This is a genomic window from Bifidobacterium sp. SO1, from assembly GCF_018555335.1.
Classification (GTDB): domain Bacteria; phylum Actinomycetota; class Actinomycetes; order Actinomycetales; family Bifidobacteriaceae; genus Bifidobacterium; species Bifidobacterium simiiventris.
Genome location: NZ_JAFEJR010000025.1, coordinates 13,451 through 31,668, shown reverse-complemented (window position 1 = coordinate 31,668; position 18,218 = coordinate 13,451). Strand labels below are relative to the sequence as shown.

The window sequence follows — 18,218 nt, the reverse complement described above, 5'->3', positions numbered from 1 at the left end:
ACCGCTCGCGGCGCGCCTCGCACATCAGGCTCCGGGTCGCGTACTTGACACCGTCGAACACCCACTTGCCCACCTGATCTCTCCTCTCGGATCATCAGGCGTTGCAACGATCACTGGAACCCGCCATTACGTGCCGTGGCCGCAACGCATCCGCATCGACGGCGACGCGTACCGGGTCGACAAGAACGCCGGCTCCGACACCTCGTACACGATATCGCTGGACGCGACGCGGTTGCATTATCTGTTTCGGGAGGATCGCCTGGCCGGACACGTCACCATCAGGCCGGCCGGAGGCGGAGAGACGGTGGTCGACCATGACCTCGACCGTTCGTCGTGGTCCATCACGGACGCGACCCAGCCCGGCACCAAGGACACGGTCTCGTATTTCAGCGGGTTCTGGGTCGGCTACACCGACTCCGGCCCTGACATGACGCAGGTGAGCGGCCTGCTGACGGCCGACCGGACCTCGATGCTGATCGAGGTCAACGGCGACCAGGACCGGGGCGTCTACATCGCGCCGGCCTCCGACGAACAGTCCGCCGAGAAGATCAAGACCGAGCTCGGCAAGGTCTTCGACGTGGACGGCTGGATCGACCGGTGACCCTGTATTGCATTAGTCTGTCTCCTCTTAAGGAAGAGGGGGGCAGACTAATGCGCCGTGATTGTGGTCTGTTCGAGTGTCCCCGTCGTCAGGTACTGCTGATACTTACTGTGTGGTTTCCCGGGGAGAGTTAAGGTGAGTTGCCGCGCTTCCACCATCGGCTGTAAATGGCTCCTTTTGAGATACTGCAGGTTGTAATCGAAGTGGCTTGCTATCTCGCTTGCGAAACGTGGAGTTTGACAGTATTCGGCGATTTGCGAACGTATGTCGCGAGTGTGTTTTGAGCCTTTGCCTGCTGTTGGTTCACGAGGCCGTGAATCATCGTCATGCTGTTCAGTATTGAAGAATCTTGCCAAAAATGATCCGTTCCGGTCGATAAATTCCGGTGGTCGTACACCATGCGACTGGGCTTCCTCTCGTATGATGGGGATGCCGGAATGTCGGTTTTCTGCAATGCGTTGTATCTCCAGCATGGATACCAGTGTGGGGTTTCGCGTCGGAAGATTGGCGTAGCCGAGGTCATTGATGCTTTGTCCGCCATAGATGCCCCCTGGATTCCAACATTCCAGACGGTCGGTATATAACACGAGACGTATGGGAGTGCCATTGCTATACGGCCCGTAATCGCGGTGCATCAGCGCGTTGAGCAGAATTTCTCGCACTGCGGTTTCCGGATATTGGGGTACATCGACACGTGCCCCATTGCGAACAACCACTTTGGTTTTTTCGTTGCGTGATACGAAACTCATTGCTCCTTCGAGCATGTCGCTGATGGAACCTTCATACCGTTTGTTGTCAAGAAAACGCGTGCCGTTTTCATCCGGTTGCAGTGTCGTACCATTGACGGCGATGGCGGTGATGCACAGATTGGGGTATATCTGTTGAGGATAGTCGCCGAGTGTCATCATGCCGGCGAGTGTCGGCCGCCCATCTCTGATGGCACCTGTCAAGGCAAGTATTTCGTCATCGGAGCGTCGAGAGAGCAATGGTCGATCAGCGGCTGCGTCGTTGATGAATCGACTGGTTTTTCGTTTATCGAGCATTGCCGAGGAAGCGGTGGGATTGGTTGCGATATCATCACGTCTGCCTTCTTTGAATGATTCGATCTCGTATAATTCGACAGCCGTCATACGGACGTCGGCGTCTCCGATGCGCGTGTAAGATCCTTCGGTGATGCCTTTGATGGTTCGATACACTGGACGATCTCCCATAGGGCGTCCGCTGATGTACGCGGCGACAACGGTTTTGCCGTTTATCGTCGTGGTCTCAAATGTCGGGCGTACTTCAGGTGTCATGCCTTCGCATTGTCCATGTACTTTCTTGTGCAGGTCCTGCGCGTCGTACACTCCGCAGATGGAGAATCCGGCTTGTTCGTCAATGCCGAAAAGAATAATGCCGCCTTCGTTCTGATTGGAGAACGACGACAGGGAATCGTATACCCGAGGAGTTCCCTCTGCTGCGGCTTTCACTTCGATCGTCTGTGTCTCGCATTTGTTGGCAATGACGTCCCGAATGAGTTGCTGAAGATCTGCGGCCATGAACGGTACCTTTGTGATGAAAACCTACAATAATATACATGATATCAAATTTTTGAGAGTGAAAGTACTTTTTGTATCTTTTTGTTGGTGGGTGGATGTACAAGATTTTTGGATTATGTACATGATTTGTTTTGAGGGGCAGTCCGTTGAGTGCTACTTGCCGAAGCTGGTAAGTGCGGAAGCAAAGGCGCGTTTGCGCTTGGTGTAGGGCGGGTAGATGAGGGAAATCGTGTCTGGGAACGTCGGCTTTGCGACGACGGTCTTGACGTGGCTGAACTCGAGGAAACCGGCATGGCCGTGGTATGCGCCCATGCCTGACGCGCCCGTGCCGCCGAACGGCAACCGGCTGGACATCAGATGCCCGAGCGGCAAATTGAAGCTGAGCGCGCCCGAACTCGTTTCGCGCTCGAAGCGGCGGCGCGTGGCGGCGTTGCGTGAGAAGACGTAACAGGCCAGCGGACGTGGATGGTCGTTGATGAAGGCGATGGCGGCGGACGCGTCCGAGACGGTCAATATCGGCAGAATCGGACCGAAAATCTCCTCGCGCATCACCGGTGCGTCCGGTGAGACGTGCGTGAGCACGGTCGGTGCGATATGACGGCTCGCCCGGTCGCCGTACCCGCCGCAGACGATATGCGCGGCGGAAGACGGGGCGGCCGGGTTCGGCATGAGCGACATCAGCCGGTCGTAATGCCGCTCGTTGATGATCTGCGCATAACTCGACGACCATTCGTGCGTCTTGTGCACGCCGTCATGGCCGTTGCGATCATCCGGTTGACGACTGTTTTCTGTCGCGATGCTGTCTGATGTGATGGCTGTTTGCCTTCGGTCGTTCCGATCGATGCCTGTGCTTGGACCGCTGCCGGACATGACGACATCGCGCCGTCCGCCGGTCATGCCGAACATCCGATACGCCGCCTTTGCGATGCGCTGCGCAAGGTCATCGACGACATCCGGCGTCGCCAACACGTAATCGGGTGCGACGCACGTCTGCCCGGCGTTGACGAACCGGCCCCACGCGATGCGCCGCGCGGCCGTATCCAAGTCAGCCGTGCCGTCGACGAACACCGGCGACTTGCCGCCCAGTTCCAACGTGACCGGTGTCAGCTGCTTCGCCGCGGCCTCCATCACAATCCGGCCAACCTTGCCGCCGCCCGTATAGAAAATATGGTCGAACGGCTGCTTGAGCAGCTCTCCGGTCTCGCGCGCGCCGCCTTGCATCACGGCGAATGCGCGGTGGTCAAGATACCGGTCAATCAGCGTTGCCAGCGTGTGGCTCGTCTCCGGTGACAATTCCGACGGTTTCAGACATACGCAATTGCCGGCAGCGATCGCATCGACCATCGGCTCCAACGACAGCAGAATCGGATAATTCCACGGCGAAATCACCAGCGCCACGCCCTTCGGCTCCGCAATGGTCCAACCGGCCGCCGGCTGCAACAGCCAGTGCAGCGGCTTGGGTCTGCGGGCGGCCCAGCGGGCCAGCCGGGGACGCACGAACCGAATCTCCTCCAATACCAGATTGATCTCCATGAGCATCGTCTCGGCTGTCGGCTTGCCGAAATCGTCATGCACCGCACGCGCCAACCGCGCACCCTGCTCGCGCAGCATCCGTTCCATCGCATCCAACTGCGTCCGTCGCCACCGCAACGGCCGCGTGACTCCACTGCGAAACGTCGCATTAAGCCGGTGAAACATCGCCTCCGCGTTGCGGTTGCGGTCATGGTGATTCGCGCTCATGCTCCCGTTATACCAGCCGTCGTTGCGCGGTGGTTGGCCGGAGCCGGCCTGCGACTCAGCTCCTGGATGAAAGCGGACGCTGATGACCGGTATTGCGGGCGTTTCCCGCTAGAAGCAGGCTACTCCTGGATGAAAGCGGACGCCGATGACCGATGTTGCGGTCGTTTTCGTCCAGGACAAGCTTCTTCTGGACGAAAACGACCGCCAGCCGGGTCATCCGCGTCCGCTTCCGTCCATCATCTCGTTAAACCGTCGATCGCGGCATAGCGGCAGGCCCTGCGATTTTGTTGACGCGCAATGCTAGGATAATCCGCGGAAAAAGCCGCGGAATGCGTCGCGTCACGGTCCACAAGACCGTAACACGTGGGCTGCGGCGGCGCTCGCCGAACCATCATCAATGGGCGACGAACGGAACATGGTAACACCGGGTTCGGCGAGACGATCAACATCTCGTCCTCGTACGAACATGCCGGTGGCCAAATCGAACGCAACGAATCAATCGCAAGGAACAACTATGCGTTATACGGTAATCGGCGCGGGCGCGATGGGCCTGCGTTACGGCATCCTGCTGCAGGAACACACGGACGCGCACGTCGACTTCATCGACGCGTGGGCGCCGCACATCGACAAGATCCGCGAACAGGGCGGCGTGTACGTCAGCCGTGACCACGAGAACCGCCGTCTCATCCCGATCAACCTGTACACGCCGGAGGAATACGACGGCGACCCGGACGTGTGGATCATCTTCATGAAGCAGATGCAGCTTGAGGAGATGCTCAAGCGCTGCGCCCACCTGTTCAAGGACCACCAGGTCGCGTTCAGCGCGATGAACGGCTGGGGCCACTTCGAGAAGATCGCCCAGTACTTCTCCGAGGACCGCATCTACGGCGGCACCGCGCTCGTCGCCACCGTGCTCAACGGCCCGGGCGACGTGGACTTCATCGGCAAGTCCGGCGCCGGCACCATGCACATGTGCGCCATGACCAACGAGGTCACCGACATCGAGAAGGCGATCTTCGCGGACTTCCAGAAGGCCAACCTCAACCCGGAGATCTCCGACGACTTCAAGGGCATGTGCATGGCCAAGATCGTGTTCAACTCCGTGGTGAACACGCTGTGCACCATGTACCAGATCACGATGGGCCAGTTCATCAGCTATCCGGGCGCCCGCGACATGGCCATGCAGCTGATCAACGAGGCGTACGACGCGTGCGAGCGCGCCGGCATCAAGCTCATCAACACGCGTGCCGAGGAGCTCGAGTCGGTCGATTACGTCAGCCGCACCGGCAACCCGCTGCACTACCCGTCGATGTACCAGGACATGAGCCGCGGCCGCAAGACCGAGGTCGACTACATCAACGGCTACATCGCCAAGATTGGCCGCGAGCACGACTACGTGTGCCGCACGCACGAGTTCCTCACTCATGGCGTGCACCTTGCGGAGCTTGCGTTCCAGTACCATCACCAGAACGACGCCAAGTGATGTTGCGGTCGGCATGGTCTTTCGGATGCCGCCGGTTCGACATCCGAAAGACCATGCGGCGCATGTGCGTGATTGCCTGCAGCGTCTTCTTCAGTGCGAAACCGGACGCGTCAACCGTGGACAGGTGTGGTGCTTCCACTGAGAATCAAGTAGCAAGAAGCCGCTAGGGGAGCGGAATGCAATACTGGAGAATGCGGCAATGGCGCAGAACTCTTTACGCATGTGCCAGTCAGTAGTTTTATGAGCATATCACTAGTTGTCAGGCTCAATAATCATCCAAAAATGAGTGAGGCTGGATGAGAGACGATGTTGAGAAACTGGCTATGGACGATCGTTTTATGTTTTGATAAACTTCCAATGACGATTATGTTGTCAATGTCATTCAACAATGGTGCTGTATCGGCTTGATGGAGGTTCTTATTATGAGGAAAAAGAATTCTTGCCTCGTTTGTTTCCATTGTTATGTTGTTGATGTTGCCATTTTCCAACGGCATATGCCCTAGGGAATGAGGAAAGCATCAACAATTGCTACAAGTTCTTTTGGTTTACGGGACATTCTGGGATTGCCTATAGTGATTTGCGGATTGTGCATATTGCTGGTCCTGGGAAAAATCCGGAAACTGTATCGCAACTCGCTTGGATGGGAAGTTTGTATCCAGGAGGGTGGACGAAGATATATAGACATAAAAGTGCGAGTGTCGCCTCAGCTGCTGCTAATTGGGCTCGATGTAGACATCTCTGGAATTGGTTTGGTGCAACAATATGACTAAGAGAAAAATACTTATCATTTGCCTTTCAGTATTGCTGATGGTTTTTTTGTACTACTTTCCGATTCAACGCGCCTTGGCCATAATGAAATTCTCTGATTATTCCATGGAGCAAGGAGTGTCTTCTTCTGATATACAACAGAAGAAAGTTTTCAAGGACTATATCCAAGATGGCTATTATATATCGGTGACGTATATTAGTGATCCGTATCATAGATATGACTATCATTATTACTTATTAGAGTGGAGAAAAGATCATATACGGCTGAATTCCATGTATCTGGATATTTATGATTCTGCCAATAATAGATTAGATTCTTTTGATAACGTTGTTTATAAACCATTGTCTCAGTATGACTGACGTCATTACTGGCCGACGGATCGCAGCGGGCCACGTACCGGCATGCTGGTATACTATCTCTTCGTTTGGCCCCGTAGCTCAGCTGGATAGAGCATGTGACTTCTAATCTCAGGGTCGCCGGTTCGAGCCCGGCCGGGGTCACGACGTTAACCCTTGGAATTTCAACGATTCCAAGGGCTTCGCAGTTTCAACCCGATCGCGTTTCGTCCCTGATTATCCCTGATGGAATAAATCGCCCCAACTCCTTGCGAGAGCGTCGGCCACGTCGTCCATCCTGTCCGGCCAGAATCTCGCGTAGGTGTTCAGCGTCACCGTGGCGTCCTTGTGCCCCATCGCGTTCTGGCTAAGGGTGGGGCGCGTATCGCAAAGGGATCTGCAACTTCCCTAGGGGACCCATCAGTCAACCTCCCGGGCTTACGGCCTCTGTTGCATCTCGTACCGGCCGTAAGCCCGGGGATGGCTGTCGTGTTATGTCGTATTGATGGTTCTCTCTTCTCCCGGGCTTACGGCCGTCTTGGACTATGGAACCGGCCGTAAGCCCGGGAGAACTGGGCGATGACGGTACGCTCAGTCCGGCAGACGGCGACGTGAGACGGGGCGCCGTAAGCCCCGGAAAATGCCGTATTGGTCCCGACTCTTCCCGGGCATACTGCCGCTTTCGTGCCCTGATCCGGCCGTAAGCCCGGGAATCAGACACATTAACCGCGCATTGGCCTATAACCCGCGCGCTTTGATTGGCCATCGTCTCTTGTTCTTGAACGAGAAGAGGGCTGGCATCCTGCGATACCAGCCCCCAACATCCATAACAACGGGGCAAGTCAGCACCCAAGTGGCGTCTGCGACCGCTCGGCGAAAGCCTATGCTGGCTCCATCAATTGTTTGCCTCGCGGGTGAAACGGCTTCAGCCACCACCACAATTGTACGGACATGAACGAACGTGTCTTGCTGGCTGAAGTCGGAATCGATATGTGAATAGGTGGTGGTGGCGTTCTTCGGGCGGGGAACGCCACCACCACGGGTGGGATTATTCCTCGGTGGACACCCAGCCGGCGGCGTGGCGGGCGTAGCGTCTGCGCATGAGCACGCAGCCGGTGCCGGATACGGCGAGGATCGCGGCCAGCGTGGTTACGGTGGCGGATTCCACGCCGGTGTTCGACAGCGTCTTGCTGGTCTGCTGCCTGGTCTTGGACTGGGCTGCAGCCTGCTGTTTCCTGGCGGCTGCTTCGGCCTGCTTCTTGGCGTTTGCGGCCTTCTGCTTGGCTGCTTCGGCGGTCTGCTTTTCGGCCTCTGCCTTCTTGGCTGCTTCAGCGGCCTGTTTCTTGGCGGCTGCTTCGGCTGCCGCCTTCTTTGCTGCCTCCTCGGCGGCTTGCTGCTTTGCGACTTCCTCCGCTGCCTTCTTTTGGGCTTCGGCCTCCGCCTTCTTCTTGGCCTCTTCCGCGGCTTTCTTCGCGGCTTCCGCCTTCTTGGCCGCCTCTTCGGCTTCAGCCTTCTTCTTGGCTTCCTCCTCGGCCTTCTTTTGTGCTTCGGCTTCCGCCTTCTTGGCGGCCTCGAGTTCGGCATCGGCGGTCTGCTTGTCGGCCAGCTTCGCGTCGTAGTCGCTCTTGGCGGCCGCATACGCGGCATCCGCATCAGCCTTGGCCTTGGTGGCGGCGGCCAGCGCGGTCTTGGCTTCGTCAAGCGCCTTGTTCGCGGCTTCGAGCTCGGCCGGAGCGTTCTGATACCTAGCGATCGTCGCGTTCGCGGCATCCAGGTCGGACTGTGCGGCCTGCTTGGTGGCAGCGGCCTGATCGATGGTCTGTTGGGCGGCGGCGATGGCGGCATCCGCGTCGGAGACCTTTCCGTTCAACGTATCGATCACCGTCTGCACGAAGGCGCCGGAGGCTACGGCCTTCGCCTTATCAGCCTCGGCGGCGGTCTTGGTAACCTGTGCGGTTTCGATGTCCTTGGCTGCTGCGGTGGCGTCCGCGTCGGCCTTGGCGATCTGAGCTTTGGCGGCCGTCTTCGCCGCTGCCGCGTCCTTGGCGTCTTGCTCGGCCTTCGCGATCGCCTGATCGGCGGTCTTGACCTTGCCGTTCGCCGCATCCACGGCGGCCTGTGCGTTGGCTGCCGCGGCAGACGCCTCATCCAGCGTCGTCTGCGCGGCAGCAGTGGCCTTCTGCGCGGCAACATAGGCAGCCGTCTTCTCGGCCTGATCGGCCTTAGCCTTCTTCAAGGCCTCGGCCTTATCACCCTGCGCGGCAACCGCATCGTCGTACGCCTTCTGTGCGGCCGCAACCGCGGCGGCCTTCTCGTCGGCCGTCTTCTGTGTGGCGGTCACCGCATCCGCGGCTTGCTGCGCGGCCGTCTTGTCGTCGGCAAGCTGATCGGACGCGGTTTTCACGGCCGCGGCGGCGGTATTGGCTGCCGCCTGCGCGTCCTTGTACGTCTGATCGGCGTTCTCCAACGAAGACTTGTACGCGGTGAGATCGGCAAGGTAATCCTCTGCACTCATCACTCGTCCGATGGAAAGACGAGTACCTTTGGAAGTCTTCACCGTACCGTTATTCCATAGGAATTCCTGTCCCCAGACGTTGGGATATATCGTGCCGGTTTGGCTTACTCCGAATCCGGTTATAGTCCAGCCATCATCGACGATGTTGAGATAGTGTCCGGTCTGGCATGCTACGATGCCGTCTGAATAATGGCTGGGATAGGGACAACCTGTGGCATTCGGATCGTCTTTCGACCATTCTCCGCGTTGAAGTGCCTCGTAATTTGCTTTCTCCTGTGTGTACCAGCCGTTAAAGGGATCGGTCTGGCTCCAGCCCCATGCCAGGTTCTCTCCGGTGTTGAATTGCATGGGGTGTCCGATGTTGCCGTTTGCATAATCCGTGTCGGCCATGCCGATCGCCATCAACGTATCTGATACCTGCAAAGCCTTCTTGCCTTCTCCGGCGCGAAGCTCGTTCGTCCGCTGAATGCCTTTGACCGCCGCGATCATGTTATCCAGCGTGGTCGCATCGCCATCCGCGCCGTTATGCACATAGTCGAGATACTTGGTCACGCTCGAATCGGTCAGCACCTTGTACGCATCATCCTGACCCTTGTCCTGGAAGTACGCGATCGCGCCCTGGCTCAGCTTCGTCGTGGCCTCGTCGGCGGCGGTCTTCGCCGCATCGGCCTTGGCCTGTGCGTCCTTCGAGGCCTGCTGCTTGGCGGTCAGATCGGCCTCGTCGGCGGTGACCTTCTGGTCGGCTGCCGTCTTCGCGTCCTTCGCGGTTTTGAGTGCCGCGTCGGCCTTGGCCTGTGCGGACTTCGCATCGTTCAACGCCTGTTCCAGCTTGGTCAGGTCGAGCGTGTCGTGTTCCAGATCCTTGACGAGCTGATCGGCCTTGTCCTTCGCGTCCTTGGCGCTCGCTTCGGCCTTCTTCGCTTCGGCCAGCTTCGCGGCGGCATCGGTCGCGGCCTTGTCGGCGGATACCTTCGCGGCCTGTGCGGTCTTGAGCGCGGCCTGTGTGGCGACTTTGTCCGCTTCCGCGGCCGCCTTATCCGTAGTGGCCTGCGTCGCGGCCTGTTCCGCGTTCGCCTTAGCGGTCTGCGCCGCCGACTTGCTTGCGGCCGCATTCTTCGCCGCGGCCTGCGCCTTGGCAATGTCCGCATCCGCCGCGTCGATCTTCGCCTGCGCATCCGCAGCGGCCTGATCGTGACGATCCTTGTCTTCCTGCGCGTTCTTGAGCGACTCCTTGGCCGCGGCCTTGTCCGTCTGCGCGGCGGTCTTCGCGTCTGTGGCATCCGCGATCGTCTTGTCGGCCGCGTCGATCTTGGTCTGCGCGGCCGCGGCCGTCTTCTTCGCCGCGGCGATCGCGGCATCCGCATCGGCCACGTGCTGTTCGGCGGTCTTCACCGCCGCCTCGGCCTGATCGACCGTCGTCTGTGCCGCGGAAGCTGCATCCTCAGCCGTCTTCTGCGCGGCCGTCGCATCGTCAAGCTTGCCCTGAGCCGCAGCCAGCGCCGCCTCCGCCGCATCGGCTTTGGCTTGCGCTTCGGTCACGCCCGTCGGCTTGGCGGCCGATTCGGGAGCCGGCTTGGTCTCGGCCGGGGCTTGCGCATCGTTGCGCACCGTCCCCATGGTCTGATCCGGTGCCACGGCCGTATCGTTGGCCAGTGCGGCCTGCGGCGCGGCCAACGTCGCTGCCGCCACGGTCGCGGCGATCATCATGCTGTTGGTTTTGGCGGACATCATTGTTGCCTTTCTTCCTCAATCCTCGTGCCAACGTCGGTGGTCATTCATCGACGTTCGTCGTCGGCACAGATGTACCCATGACTCTACCCCCTATAACCGGACGGTTTCAACCTGGCCAATCATCCTTGAGATGGATTGCCGGCGGTATTGCCGTGGTACAGACTTCTGTGAGAGGATAGGGAACCGTACTTGAGCCGGTGCGATCAAGAAGGGATGTGTCAATGGCGATATTCGAAGGCGAACCGCACCCGAAACCGGTCGGGGAAGGGGCTGTATCGTCCACACAGGCCCGGCCGATGATCGAAGTCAAGAACCTGCGCAAGGAATATCCGGTCGTCGACGAAACGGTCGTCGCCCTCGAACGCATCAATCTTTCCATCCCGCGCGGCCAGATCTGCTGCATCTACGGCGAGTCCGGCTCCGGCAAATCCACGCTGCTCAACCAGCTCGCCGGCATGGAGAAGCCGACGCGCGGCGGCGTGCGCATCGGCGGCGTGGTCGTCTCCCGGCTCGACGAACGCGAACTGGCCGCCTTCCGGCAGAAGCACCTCGGTTTCGTTTTCCAGTCGTACAACCTGCTGCCGAATCTCAATGCGATCGAAAACGTGGCGATGCCGCTCATGTTCCGCGGCATGCCGAAAGCCCGGCGTGAGAAGATCGCGCGCGGCATCCTCAAAAGGGTCGGCCTCGGCAAACGCATGACCCACTATCCGACGCAGATGTCCGGCGGCCAGCAGCAGCGCGTCGGCATCGCGCGCGCGTTCGTTGCCCGGCCCGAAGTCGTGTTCGCCGACGAGCCGACCGGCAACCTCGATTCGAAAACAAAGGTCGACGTGATGGAGATGATCGTCTCGTTCGCGCGCGACTTCAACCAGACGATCGTGCTCGTCACGCACGACGACAACATGGCGCAGTACGCGGATCGCATCGTCACGCTGTTGGACGGCCGGATCATCAGCGATCGGCTGACGCACTGAACGAACGCCGGCGGATTGATCGGCACAGACATACTTCGAGAACAGAAGGAAAGGGAACCCATGACCACACGAGAGCAAAAGCGTGGACTGATCGCCGCCGCGATCGCGATGTTGGCCGCACCCGCGATGCTGCTAGCCTGCGTGACGCCGGCCGCGTTCGCCACGTCGACGGCCGATCCGACTACCGTCGGCGGCACGTCCGAAACGGCCGACGGCACGAACGGCACGACTGTAGACGGCAACGGCGGCACCGGTGACGTGTTGACCGACAATTCAGCCAACGGCGGCAGCGCGAACGGTTCCGGCAGCGTCAATCAGGCCGTGGACGGTTCCGGCGCGAACGGTTCCGGCACCGACTCCGGCACGAACGACAACGGCGGCTCCGCGACCCAGACCGTCGCCGGGCCGGTCCCGAACATCATCATCACCAACTTCAACTACGGCGACGGCACCGTCTCGGCCGGCGGCGACTTCAACCTCACGTTCACGTTCCAGAACATGGGCAAGGTCGCGGTCGACAACATGGTCGTCACCGTGGATGGCGGCGAAAGCTTCGCGATCGCCGGTGGCACGAACACGTTCTACTTCGACCGTCTCGGCGCGGGCTACGCGATGACGCAGAGCCTGCCGATGCAGGCCGTCGCCAACGCACAGTCGGGTGCGCAGGGCATCACCGTCAGCTTCAAATACGAGTACGTGGACGGCGGCGCGCGCAGCTCCAACTCGTCGGACATCAAAATCTCCGTGCCGATCTCGCAGCCCGACCGCTTCGAATTGAACGATCCAGTCCTGCCTGAGGGCGCGACGGTCGGCTCCGAGACGACCATCACCATGAACTACGTGAACAAGGGCAAGGGCGACATTGCCAATGTCGAGGCCAGCATCGAAGGCGAGGGCCTGCAGGTCACGAACGCTAAGCAGTACGTGGGCAACGTGACGTCCGGCTCGACCGGGTCGATTGGCTTCGCGTTCACGCCCACGCAGGCCGGCGACATCAGCGCCAAGCTGCGCGTCACCTACGAGGATTCGGACGGCAAGACGCAGACCAAGGAGTTCCCGGTCACGATCACGGCCGCCGACGCCGAACCTGCGATGCCGGACGACGGTACAGTCATGCCCGACGACAACACCGTCGACCAGCAGGGGATTCCCGGCTGGGTGTGGGCCGTGGTTGCCGTGGTGGTGCTCGCCGCCGTGATCGTGACGGTTGTGCTGGTTCGCCGGCATAGGAAGAAGGCCAAGCAGGCGGACATCGACGAGGAATGGGACGACTGGACCGGCGCGGGCGGCACGACTGACGCTGCCGGCAAGGGCGGCGGTGAGCCGTCGACCGATACGATCGACGTGCCGGTCGTCGGTGCGGCCGGCAACATCGCGACTTCCGGCGAGGGCCGCGCATGAGACTGTCCGACATCCTGCACCTGTGCAGCCAGAACCTGTGGCGGCGCAAGTCGCGCACGATACTGACCGTGCTCGGCGTGGTCGTCGGCTGCTGCTCGATCGTGACGATGGTCTCGCTCGGCGAAGGCATCAACGAGATCAACGAGCAATCGCTCAAGCAGATGGGCGACCTGACCATCATTAGCGTGTACCAGGGCGGTAACTACGAGGGCGGAGTCGGCGGCCAGTCGGGTTCGTCCAGCAGCGGACAGAACGAAACCAAGCTCGACGACAAGGCGATCGAATCGTTCAAACAGATCGCCGGCGTGACCGGAGCCAGCGCGCAGATGTCGCTCAACTATTCGATCACCATGACCGCCGACAACGGCCGGTACGTCGCCTCCTACGGCGACATCCAGGCCATCGACATGACCCAGCTCGAGAACATGGGCTACAAGCTCGCCGACGGCACGGCACCGACCCGCGACGGCGAAGTGCTCGCCGGGCAGTATCTCGCCTACCAGTTCGCCGACAAGTTCCGCCCCGAAGGATCCAACATGCGCTCCCAGCCGCAGGACATGGGCGACGGCACGTACATGGTGTGCGGCGTCAACGACTGCGAGCAGGTGCCCGCCGACCAGCTCGGCGACGATGCCAAGCCGTTCTTCGACCCGATGGCCACCGAGATCACGCTCACCATCCAGACCGGCGACTCGTCGGGCGACGGTTCGGGCGGCATGACGATGGGCATGATGGGCGGCGTGTCAGGTTCCGTCGGATCGGTCGGCGGATCAGACGCAAGTTCGGGTACGGGCAGTGGTTCGGCCGGCGCGAACGGCTCCAGCAACACGTTCAAGCTCAAGGCCACCGGACTGCTCAAGGAGGACTGGAACAAAGGCAGCTCGACCTCGAGCGGCATCCTCATGGACATCGCGCAGCTCAAGGCCATGATCGCCAAAGCCGACAAGTCCGCCGCCAAGACCGTCACTTACGAGCAGGCGCTCGTCAAGGTCGCTGACATCAAGCAGGTGGCCGACGTCGAACAGCAGATCAAGGACATGGGCTTCTCCACGTCGTCGTACGAGGAGATTCGCAAGCAGATGGAGGAGCAGTCGCGCGGCATCCAGCTCGTGCTCGGCGGCATCGGCGCGGTCTCGCTCTTGGTTGCGGCCATCGGCATCACCAACACGATGGTCATGTCGGTGAGCGAACGCACGCGCGAGATCGGCATCATGAAAGCGCTCGGCTGCTATGTGCGCGACATCCGCATCATGTTCCTCGGCGAGGCGGGCTTCATCGGCCTGTTCGGCGGGGTGATCGGCTGCCTGTTTAGCGCGGTCATATCGCTCGTGATCAACCTGGTGTCGCTGGGCGGGCCGAGCGGAGAGAATCTCGTGCATGCGATCATGGGCGGCGACGGGGTGACACGCATCTCGGTGATCCCGTGGTGGCTGTTCGTGTTCGCGATCCTGTTCTCCACGCTGATCGGCCTGGTCTCCGGATTCCAGCCGGCCAACAAGGCCGTGAGAATCCCCGCGCTCGACGCCATCAAAAGCGACCAGTGAGTCGTGTGTGGGCGGCAATCGTCACTATGTTCGCGTGATCGGGATGGGGACTCGAGCATAGTGACGATTGAGCCGGCCATATCGTCACTATGTACGCGAAGGCATGCGGATCGCTCGAACATAGTGACGATTGCGGGCGGCGCGTTTCGCGGTCGGGCTCGTTGACGGCCTCTTTGCGTAGAGTGGAACGGTATTCAAGCCCACCCGTTTCGGAGGTTCTTATGGCAGACAGCAAGCCCGAAGTGGCAGTCATCATGGGATCGGCCAGCGACTGGGAGACGATGAAGCACGCGTGCGACATCCTCGACCAGTTCGCCGTGCCCTATCACAAGCAGGTCATCTCCGCCCATCGCACGCCCGAACTCATGGGCGAATTCGCGCATAACGCCCGCGGCAACGGCTTCAAGGTCATCATCGCCGGTGCGGGCGGCGCCGCCCACCTGCCGGGCATGGTCGCCGCGCAGACCACGCTGCCGGTCATCGGCGTGCCTGTGCGCTCGCATGCCCTCTCCGGCTGGGATTCGCTGCTGTCGATCGTGCAGATGCCCGGCGGCATCCCGGTCGCCACCACGGCCGTCGGCAACTCGGGCGCGACCAACGCCGGTCTGCTCGCGGTGCAGATCCTGTCCACCAACGACGAGCGGCTCGCGAACGCGCTGCAGGAATACCGCGACTCTCTGAAGGAAAAGGTGGCTGAATCCAATGCCCAGCTTGTCTGAGGAAACGCACGGCGCGGTCAAGATGCTGCAGCCGGGTGCGACGATCGGCATCATCGGCGGCGGCCAGCTCGGCCGCATGATGGCCCTGTCCGCCAAGTACATGGGCTTTCGCATCGGCGTGCTCGACCCGACCCCGGACTGTCCGACCGCGCAGGTGGCTGACTTCCAGATCGTCGGCGAGTACGACGACAAGACCGCCATCCACGACCTGGCCGAAAAGTCCGACGTGCTCACCTACGAGTTCGAGAACGTGGACGCCGAGGCGATCGACGAAGTGCGTCATCTCGTCGCCGCGCCACAGGGCACCGATCTGCTGCGCGTGACGCAGGACCGCGTGCACGAGAAGACGTTCATCAACGAGCACGGCACCGAAACCGCGCCGTGGCGCGAGGTGAACAACTTCGAGGAGCTCGATGCGGCGATCGACGAGCTGCACTACCCGTGCGTGCTCAAGACCCGTTCCGGCGGCTATGATGGTCACGGCCAGCATGTGCTGCGCAACGACTCCGACCTTGAGAAGATCCGCGCGCGCGGCGACCGCGGCGGCGGCTTCCCGCCGAGCATCCTCGAAGGATTCGTGGACTTCGCGTTCGAGGCGTCCATCCTCGTGTCCGGCAACGGCGAGCAGTACGTCACGTTCCCGATCGTGCGCAACGATCACCGCAACAACATCCTGCACATGACGATCGCCCCGGCCGAAGTCAGCCCCGAAATCGCGCAGGCCGCGCACGAACTCGCGCTGCGACTGGCGAAGGGCTTCGAACTGGCCGGCACGCTCGCCATCGAGCTGTTCGTCACCAAGGACGACCGCGTGATCGTCAACGAGCTCGCGCCGCGTCCGCACAACTCCGGCCACTACACGATCGAGGCGTGCTCGATCGACCAGTTCGACGCGCACATCCGTGGCATCGCCGGCTGGCCGCTCATCCAGCCGAAGCTCCTGAGCCCGGCGGTGATGGTCAACGTGCTCGGCCAGCATGTGCTGCCGACCCGCGCGCTCATCGCCTCGCACCCCGAATGGAACGTGCACGACTACGGCAAGGCGCAGCTGCGGCACAACCGCAAGATGGGCCACATCACCGTGCTCACCGACGACACCGCGGCCACCGTGGCCGATCTCGAGGCCACCGGCTGCTGGGATGATCTCAAGTAGCAATCTCTCCTGTCATTTCGACCGAGCGTAGGCGAGCGGAGAAATCTCTCGCCGACGATGGCTTCGAAAGATTTCTCGACTCGGCTTCGCCTCGCTCGAAATGACGGTGATGATCATGTATGTGCGCATGAAAAAAGCTCCCCTCGGGGAGCTTTTTCGTTATCCGCACGATCTGCGCGGCTGATATCAGTCGCTTACTCGGCGACGTTCAGCTTGGAACGCTTGCGGCTGTACGCGAAGTACACCACCAGGCCGAGTCCGAACCAGACCGCGAACCGCAGCCACGTCTCCCAGTTGAGACCTGCGATCAGGATCAGGCAGAACACGATCGCGCAGATCGGCGTGAACGGCACGAGCGGTGCGCGGAAGCCACGGTGCGCGTCCGGCTGCGTCTTGCGCATCCACAGAATACCGGCTGACACGATGATGAACGCGGACAGCGTGCCGATGTTCACCAGCTCGAACAGCACGTTGATGTTGATGAAACCGCCCGCCACCGCGGTCAGGATGCCGAAGAACCACGTGCCCTTGAACGGCGTGCGGTACTTCGGGTGCACCTCGCCGAAGAACTTCGGGAACAGGCCGTCGCGGCTCATCGCATAGCAGATGCGGGACTGGCCGTACAGCTGCACGAGCATCACGGTGGTCATGCCGATCAGCGCGCCGAGGTTCACGATGAACGCGAGCCAGTTCATGCCGGTCGCGAGGATCACGCCGGCCACCGGCGCGTCGATGAAGTTCGCGAACTCCTGGTACGGCACGATGCCGGTCATGATGAACGTCATGACGATGTACAGCACGGTCGACACGGCCAGCGACAGCAGGATGCCGCGCGGCAGCGTCTTGTTCGGCTCGACGGTCTCCTCGGCCGACGACGACACGGCATCGAAGCCGATGAAGCTGAAGAACACGATCGAGGCGGCCGGCACGATGCCGTACGGCTGGGTCGAGCCGGGCTGGAACGTGTACACGCCGTACGGGGAGAACGGCTTCCAGTTCTCCGGGTTCACGTACCAGACGGTGCACACGATGAACAGCACGATGATCGCGAGCTTGATCATCACCATGATGTCGTTGGTCTTCTTCGTCTGGTTGATGCCGATCGACAGCACCCACGTGATCAGCAGCACGATCACGAAGCCGGGCAGGTTGAAATACGTGGTGACGCCCGGCGTGGTGCCGTATGCGGCGGTCAGTTCGACCGGCAGATGCAGGCCGAAACCTTCAAGGAACTTGTTGAAATATCCCGACCATCCGGCGGACACCGTGGCCGCCTGCAGCGCGTATTCAAGAATCAGATCCCAGCCGATCACGAATGCGATCAGCTCGCCGAAAGCCAAGTACGAGTAGGAGTAGGCGGAACCGGAAACCGGGGCCATCGACGCGAACTCCGCGTAGCACAGGCCGGCGAAACCGCAGCAGACCGCGGCCAGCAGGAACGATACGGACAGTGCCGGGCCGGCGGTCAGCGCGCCCTTGCCGGTCAGTACGAAGATGCCGGTGCCGATGATCGCGCCGATGCCGAGCATCGTCAGATCGAACGTGTGCATCGTACGCTTTAGCGGAGTGGATTCAGCGACCAGCTGATCCACCGATTTCTTGCGAAAAAGATCCATGATGAGTCTTCTCTCAATACGGAATGGATATGGGCTGGACCGGACGGTTTTCCGGGACCCCGGCACGCCTCAACGCCGGGAATCAGAATGCTCGCG

General features: G+C 60.7%; 11 protein-coding genes and 1 tRNA gene. 8 read left to right on the top strand and 4 right to left on the bottom strand.

What is annotated here, in order from left to right:
* Positions 1 to 601: hypothetical protein (locus tag JS541_RS13705; RefSeq protein ID WP_214375057.1), on the top strand; the 601-nt coding region annotated here is incomplete at its 5' end.
* 47 nt (positions 602 to 648) lie between these two features.
* On the opposite strand, the gene JS541_RS13700 is transcribed toward JS541_RS13705, so the two are convergent.
* Positions 649 to 2,139 carry an ATP-binding protein gene (locus tag JS541_RS13700; protein ID WP_214375056.1) on the bottom strand — a complete coding sequence of 497 codons (1,491 nt, stop codon included), beginning with the start codon at positions 2,137 to 2,139 and terminating at the stop codon, positions 649 to 651.
* Between the two features lie 153 nt (positions 2,140 to 2,292).
* Positions 2,293 to 3,837, bottom strand: coding sequence for an aldehyde dehydrogenase family protein (locus tag JS541_RS13695; protein ID WP_240539379.1), 1,545 nt, complete (start codon positions 3,835 to 3,837; stop codon positions 2,293 to 2,295).
* Between the two features lie 556 nt (positions 3,838 to 4,393).
* Between JS541_RS13695 and JS541_RS13690 the strand changes: the two genes are divergently transcribed.
* Positions 4,394 to 5,362 carry a ketopantoate reductase family protein gene (locus tag JS541_RS13690; protein ID WP_214375054.1) on the top strand — a complete coding sequence of 323 codons (969 nt, stop codon included), beginning with the start codon at positions 4,394 to 4,396 and terminating at the stop codon, positions 5,360 to 5,362.
* Between the two features lie 1,195 nt (positions 5,363 to 6,557).
* Positions 6,558 to 6,631, top strand: a tRNA-Arg gene (locus tag JS541_RS13680).
* Between the two features lie 883 nt (positions 6,632 to 7,514).
* Here JS541_RS13680 and JS541_RS13675 read toward each other — a convergent pair.
* Positions 7,515 to 10,712: a CAP domain-containing protein gene (locus tag JS541_RS13675; protein WP_214375052.1), complete on the bottom strand. Its 3,198-nt coding sequence runs from the start codon at positions 10,710 to 10,712 to the stop codon at positions 7,515 to 7,517.
* 296 nt (positions 10,713 to 11,008) lie between these two features.
* Here JS541_RS13675 and JS541_RS13670 point away from each other — a divergent pair, with 296 nt between their 5' ends.
* From JS541_RS13670 to purK, 5 genes are all read left to right on the top strand, one after another.
* Positions 11,009 to 11,689 carry an ABC transporter ATP-binding protein gene (locus tag JS541_RS13670; protein WP_240539378.1) on the top strand — a complete coding sequence of 227 codons (681 nt, stop codon included), beginning with the start codon at positions 11,009 to 11,011 and terminating at the stop codon, positions 11,687 to 11,689.
* 60 nt (positions 11,690 to 11,749) lie between these two features.
* Positions 11,750 to 13,090, top strand: coding sequence for an ABC transporter permease (locus tag JS541_RS13665; protein WP_214375050.1), 1,341 nt, complete (start codon positions 11,750 to 11,752; stop codon positions 13,088 to 13,090).
* On the top strand, positions 13,087 to 14,634 hold the full coding sequence (locus tag JS541_RS13660) for an ABC transporter permease (RefSeq protein ID WP_214375049.1): 1,548 nt from the start codon (positions 13,087 to 13,089) through the stop codon (positions 14,632 to 14,634). Before JS541_RS13665 ends, JS541_RS13660 begins: the two co-directional genes overlap by 4 nt.
* Before the next feature lie 221 nt (positions 14,635 to 14,855).
* Positions 14,856 to 15,353, top strand: coding sequence for a 5-(carboxyamino)imidazole ribonucleotide mutase (purE, locus tag JS541_RS13655; protein ID WP_214375048.1), 498 nt, complete (start codon positions 14,856 to 14,858; stop codon positions 15,351 to 15,353).
* On the top strand, positions 15,337 to 16,506 hold the full coding sequence (gene purK / locus JS541_RS13650; protein ID WP_214375047.1) for a 5-(carboxyamino)imidazole ribonucleotide synthase: 1,170 nt from the start codon (positions 15,337 to 15,339) through the stop codon (positions 16,504 to 16,506). The genes purE and purK overlap by 17 nt, the downstream gene beginning before the upstream one ends.
* A 194-nt stretch (positions 16,507 to 16,700) precedes the next feature.
* Here purK and JS541_RS13645 read toward each other — a convergent pair whose 3' ends face one another.
* Positions 16,701 to 18,122: an amino acid permease gene (locus JS541_RS13645; protein ID WP_214375046.1), complete on the bottom strand. Its 1,422-nt coding sequence runs from the start codon at positions 18,120 to 18,122 to the stop codon at positions 16,701 to 16,703.
* Positions 18,123 to 18,218 lie beyond the last annotated feature (96 nt).

What these genes read in the sequence shown, in the direction of transcription:
- purE (WP_214375048.1), top strand. Translation starts at nt 14,856, where the DNA reads ATGGCAGACAGCAAGCCCGAAGTGGCAGTCATCATGGGATCGGCCAGC.
- JS541_RS13660 (WP_214375049.1), top strand. Translation starts at nt 13,087, where the DNA reads ATGAGACTGTCCGACATCCTGCACCTGTGCAGCCAGAACCTGTGGCGG.
- JS541_RS13700 (WP_214375056.1), bottom strand. Translation starts at nt 2,139, where the DNA reads ATGGCCGCAGATCTTCAGCAACTCATTCGGGACGTCATTGCCAACAAA.
- JS541_RS13690 (WP_214375054.1), top strand. Translation starts at nt 4,394, where the DNA reads ATGCGTTATACGGTAATCGGCGCGGGCGCGATGGGCCTGCGTTACGGC.
- purK (WP_214375047.1), top strand. Translation starts at nt 15,337, where the DNA reads ATGCCCAGCTTGTCTGAGGAAACGCACGGCGCGGTCAAGATGCTGCAG.
- JS541_RS13695 (WP_240539379.1), bottom strand. Translation starts at nt 3,837, where the DNA reads ATGTTTCACCGGCTTAATGCGACGTTTCGCAGTGGAGTCACGCGGCCG.
- JS541_RS13670 (WP_240539378.1), top strand. Translation starts at nt 11,009, where the DNA reads ATGATCGAAGTCAAGAACCTGCGCAAGGAATATCCGGTCGTCGACGAA.
- JS541_RS13645 (WP_214375046.1), bottom strand. Translation starts at nt 18,122, where the DNA reads ATGGATCTTTTTCGCAAGAAATCGGTGGATCAGCTGGTCGCTGAATCC.
- JS541_RS13665 (WP_214375050.1), top strand. Translation starts at nt 11,750, where the DNA reads ATGACCACACGAGAGCAAAAGCGTGGACTGATCGCCGCCGCGATCGCG.
- JS541_RS13675 (WP_214375052.1), bottom strand. Translation starts at nt 10,712, where the DNA reads ATGATGTCCGCCAAAACCAACAGCATGATGATCGCCGCGACCGTGGCG.